This window comes from Endozoicomonas sp. SESOKO4 (assembly GCF_024606275.1).
This window is the reverse complement of sequence record NZ_JAHHPS010000250.1, coordinates 1-1,425: the sequence shown is the minus strand read 5'-3', so window position 1 is coordinate 1,425 and position 1,425 is coordinate 1. Positions and strand designations below refer to the sequence as shown.

General features: G+C 52.7%; 1 protein-coding gene. It reads right to left on the bottom strand.

Annotated elements, in window-relative coordinates; translation table 11 throughout:
- Positions 1–1,425: hypothetical protein (locus KDK16_RS04530; protein ID WP_257274884.1), on the bottom strand; the 1,425-nt coding region annotated here is incomplete at both ends.

Sequence of the window (1,425 nt, the reverse complement as noted above, 5' to 3'; positions counted from 1 at the left end):
TGTGATTCGACAGGACTTTTGCATTCTTGCAGACCTTTCCGCATGGCCGTTGCTGACCTTCCTCCCCGACCACGGTTATGTCACAGGTTTTTTGCCCGGTGTGATATTCGCTTTTATGAGTTGAAAGGGCTTTAGCATTCTTGCAGGCCTTCCCGCATGACTGCGGCTGACCACCCTTGCGAACCACTGTCACGTTACAGGTTTGTGCCCCGGTGTGGTCTATTTTTCTGTGATCCCTAAGGGCTTGAGCATTCTTGCAGATCTTTCCGCATGGCCGCGGCTGTCCTTGCTCCCCGGTCACGGTCATTTCACAGGTTTGTTGCACGCTATGGTATCCACTTTTGTGAGCCGACAGGCTGTGGACACTCTTATAGACTCTTCCGCATAGCTGCGGCTGATTATCCTCGCTGATTACGATCACGTCACAGGTTTGTTGCCTGCAATGGTCTCTTTTTTTGTGATTCATCAGAGCGTTAGTATTCTTGCAGACCTTTCCGCATGGCTGCGACTGATCATCCTCACCGATCACGGTTAGGTTACAGGTTTTTTGCCCGGCGTGCTGCCCGCTTTTGTGAGCGTAAAGAGCTGCGGCATTTTTGCAGGCCTTTCCGCATGGCCGCGGCTGGCCATCCTGCCCGATTACGATCACGTCACAGTTTTTTTCCCCGGTGTGATGTCCGCTTTTGTGAATGGACAGAACTGCGGCATTTCTCCAGACAGTCCCGCAGAGCCGTTGCAGACCATCCCTCCCGATCACAGTTACATTACAGGTTTGTTGCCCCGTGTGGTCTCTGTTTTTGTGATACGTTAAAGCGTTCGCATTCTTGCAGACCGTCCCGCACGGCTGCAATTGACCATCCTCCCCGACCACAGTCAGGTCACAGATTTTTTGCCCAGAGTGGTAGCTGCCTTTGTGACGCGACAGTAATTGTGCATTCTTGAAAACCTTCCCACATTGCAGCAGCTGGCCATCCTCCCCGAATATAATCAAACTGCAAATGTCTTGCCCGGCAGGGGCGTTTTTATCGATTGTCACTGCAACCATTGAGTCTATGGCGGTCCCGTCTGAGGCGACCCCGTCTGAGGCGACCCCGTTAACAGGTTTGCAAACAGAGCAGTATCTATTGGCCAAATGAGGGCATGAGCTTTGTCCGGGCGTTGCTGCCGTGTGGTCTGTCGAACTTTCCTCACGATCGGGCGCTCTGCTATTGGATGAGGCGGAAGACTGCCGGAATTGACAAGCCCCATGACAGGGATGCACGAAACAATTCAAGCCCAAAGTATGTGGGTGTTGTTCAGGGACTCCATTATCCCCGCCAGAATCTGAATACAGAAGGCTAGTGAAAAAGCCTATGGGTTGAGCGAGGGCTTCCTGCCCGGATGATTCTGATGGCGGGTTGGGTTGTTGGTTGTGTCCAGAGCCAG